This window comes from Halobacterium bonnevillei, assembly GCF_009831555.1.
GTDB lineage: Archaea > Halobacteriota > Halobacteria > Halobacteriales > Halobacteriaceae > Halobacterium > Halobacterium bonnevillei.
Genome location: NZ_WUUU01000259.1, coordinates 1 through 2,914, shown reverse-complemented (window position 1 = coordinate 2,914; position 2,914 = coordinate 1). Strand labels below are relative to the sequence as shown.

5 protein-coding genes are annotated in these 2,914 nt (G+C 72.4%); all 5 read left to right on the top strand.

Translation table 11 applies throughout. The features are described 5' to 3' along the window. Positions 1 to 192, top strand: a 192-nt coding sequence (locus GRX66_RS20200; protein ID WP_233745657.1) for a hypothetical protein, incomplete at its 5' end; no start/stop codon positions are given. A gap of 21 nt (positions 193 to 213) precedes the next feature. Next, the gene (locus GRX66_RS19670; protein ID WP_325064190.1) at positions 214 to 690 is read left to right on the top strand and encodes a VWA domain-containing protein; all 477 of its coding nucleotides are present in this window, start codon (positions 214 to 216) and stop codon (positions 688 to 690) included. A gap of 79 nt (positions 691 to 769) precedes the next feature. After that, on the top strand, positions 770 to 1,315 hold the full coding sequence (locus tag GRX66_RS17930) for a hypothetical protein (RefSeq protein WP_159527714.1): 546 nt from the start codon (positions 770 to 772) through the stop codon (positions 1,313 to 1,315). Further along, positions 1,312 to 1,569, top strand: coding sequence for a Rossmann-like domain-containing protein (locus GRX66_RS17925; RefSeq protein ID WP_159527715.1), 258 nt, complete (start codon positions 1,312 to 1,314; stop codon positions 1,567 to 1,569). The genes GRX66_RS17930 and GRX66_RS17925 overlap by 4 nt, the downstream gene beginning before the upstream one ends. Positions 1,570 to 1,575: 6 nt before the next feature. Then, positions 1,576 to 2,757 (top strand): XdhC family protein, encoded by a 1,182-nt coding sequence (locus GRX66_RS17920; protein ID WP_159527713.1) that lies wholly within the window; start codon positions 1,576 to 1,578, stop codon positions 2,755 to 2,757. Positions 2,758 to 2,914: the final 157 nt, after the last annotated feature.

Here is a 2,914-nt window from a genome sequence, read left to right as displayed (position 1 = left end):
GTCGGTGATCGCGCGCGCCGCGCTCCGCGCAGCCTCGAAACGGGCGGGACGCCACTCGACATCCCTCCACCGGGAACAGGCCCCAGCGAGGTGCGGTGCTGTCTCCTCGTGGACGTCAGCGGTCCGTCCTCGATACGGTCGACCGGGGGGCGCTGCTGGCGCTCGTGGACCGGGTCGCGTCGGCGGCGCTGAACGCGCGCGTGTTCCTCTTCGATACGGACGTCGTCGAGGCCACCGAGATGGTCACCCGGGCCGAGGGGTCGACCGCCGCCGCACTCCGAGCCGCGGCGGTCGAGTGGGGGTGGCGGGACGCAGATCGGCGCGGCGCTGGACACGATCCGGCGGACGGCCCCGCACGCCGTCGACCGCCGGACCGTGGTCGTGGTCGTGAGCGACGGCCTGGACGTCGGCGAACCGGAACTGCTGGCGGACGGCATCACGTGGCTCGCCGACCGCGCTGACAGCGTGGTCTGGCTGAACCCGCTGGCCGTCTCGCCGTCGTTCGAACCGGCGTCCAGGGGGATGTCGACCGTGGAGCCGTACCTCGACGCGCTGTTCGGGTTCGCGGACGCCGCTGACCTCGCGGCCGCCGCGAACCAACTCGAACGGCGCGGCCTCGACGGGCCGGTCGGCTACGAGTTCGAGTCGCGGGCCGACCGGACCGTCCGCGACGGGGGTGCGCCGGAGTGACTGACGGCATTCTCGCCGCGGTACTCGCTTCGCTCCAGCGCGTGCGCAGCGACGACGCCTCGACGTTCGCTTCGACCGGGTGACCGTTGGCGACGCGGCCGTCCTCGTCGAACTGGCCGACGAATCCGCCGGCGGAGCGTCCGGTAGCGACGCGCGGCTGTCGGGACTGGCGCATCGACCGCTGGAGGCCGTTCCAGACCCCGCTCCGTGGACGGAGACGACGCCCGGCGCGTTCGCCGCAGCAGTCGTCGACGCGGCGGCAGAACCGGAGCGAGCGAACCGCGATGGCGCGGACAGCCCCGGCGCCGGACGCCGACTGGACGGCAGTCGCGTGACGCGCGCGGTCGGGATTGCGACGCTGAACGCGCTGTCGAGCCCCCACGTCTCGTGGCGGACGGGCGACCCGATGGCGCTCCTCGACGAGGGCGTCGAGACGATCGTGACGGTCGGCCTGTTCCGGCCCGCGTTCAGGAAGTTCGGCGACGTCGCGGTCCGCGTCATCGAGCGCGGCCCGGTCGCGGACGTTCCGGCGACGGACGGCGTCGACGTCCGGGTCTTCACACCGGCTGAGACCGGGGCCGCGATGGACGGCGCGGACGTCGTCTTCGTCACGGGGTCACGCTGATCTACGGCGGCATCGAGCGGTACCTCGCGGCGGCGCCGGACGCGGCGACGGTGGTCTGCATCGGTGCGACAGCGTCGCTGCTCCCCGACCCCCTGTTCGACGCTGGCGTCGACGTGGTCGCGGGTGCCGACGTGACAGACCCGGCGGAAACCCGCGTCGCCGTCGCGGACGGCGCGTGCGGCACGGACCTCCACGACCGCGGCGTGCGGAAAGTGTACGCGGCGCGGGAGCCACCCGCGGACATCCACATCTAATCACGCATGACTGAGACAAACTGGAGCGTTCCGGAGACCGAAGTCGTACAGCGCGTTCACGAACGGCTCGACGCCGCGGGCACCGACGTGCTCGCGACCGTCGTCGACGTCGAGGGCAACGCCTACCGGCGGCCCGGAGCGAAGATGCTCCTCGACGACGACGGCCCCGGCGTCGGTTCGATTACGGCCGGGTGTCTCGAGGACGAACTGCGCGCCGCGGCGACGGGCGTCCGCGAGCGCGGCGAACCGGAGACAATCACGTACGACCTGATGGAGGACGAAGCGGACGTCTGGGGGATGGGCGTCGGCTGTAACGGCGTCATCGACGTGCTGCTGGAGCCCCTGGACGAGACCTACCGGCCCGCAGTCGAGGCGTTCGCCGACGGGCGGGACGTCGCGGTGCTCACCGTCCTGTCGGGGGGCGTAGACGGGTTCGAGTACGGCGACCGAGTGTACTACGACCCCGACGACGGAGGGTTGGTCCGGCCGGACGGCTCGCCGGCCGAGGAGTGGCCGCACGCGACGCTGACTTCGATGGCAGACGACCTCGCGCGGCGCGGCCGAGCGGACACGGTGACCGTCGACGCGGGCGACGGCGCGACGCTCGAGGTGTTCGTCGACGGCATCGCCGCGCCCGCGGAACTGGTCGTCTTCGGCACCGGCCACGACGTCGGCCCGGTCACGGAACTCGCGGCGAAAAACGACTTCCGCGTGACGGTCGCGGGCTTCCGGGGCGGACTCGACCTCGCCGACCGGTTCCCGGACGCGACCCGGACGGTGACCACGTCGCCCGGCAGCCTCGAGGACGACCTCCAACTCGACGAGCGCACGCACGCCGTCGTGATGACGCACAACTTCGTCGACGACCGACTGGCCCTCGAGACGCTGCTGGAGTCGCCCGCGCCGTACGTCGGCCTCATGGGGCCCAGGGAGCGCTTCGAGGAGATGCTGGACGCGTTCGCCGACGAGGGCCGCGTCTTCGCCGAGGACGCGCTGGAGAGCCTCTACACGCCCATCGGACTGGACCTGGGCGGCGGCTCGCCGTACCAGATCGCGCACAGCATCGTCGCGGAAGTGCTCGCTGTGGAGAACGACCGGACGCCGCGGCACCTGCGGGAGCGCGAGGGACACATCCACGACCGGGTCGACGCGGCGGCGGACGTCGGGGCCGGACCGACGCCCGAGTAGGCCGGGTCGACGCCCGACCAGTCCGGGTCACCGGGAGCTGTCGGCAGTTGGATGCCGTCGGCATTCGGGGTACTCGCTACGTGTTCTAGCCGAGGCTCCGGTCACTCCCCCGGCGCGAACACGTCCGTCTGGACGTCCGTGCTGACGCCGTGGCGCG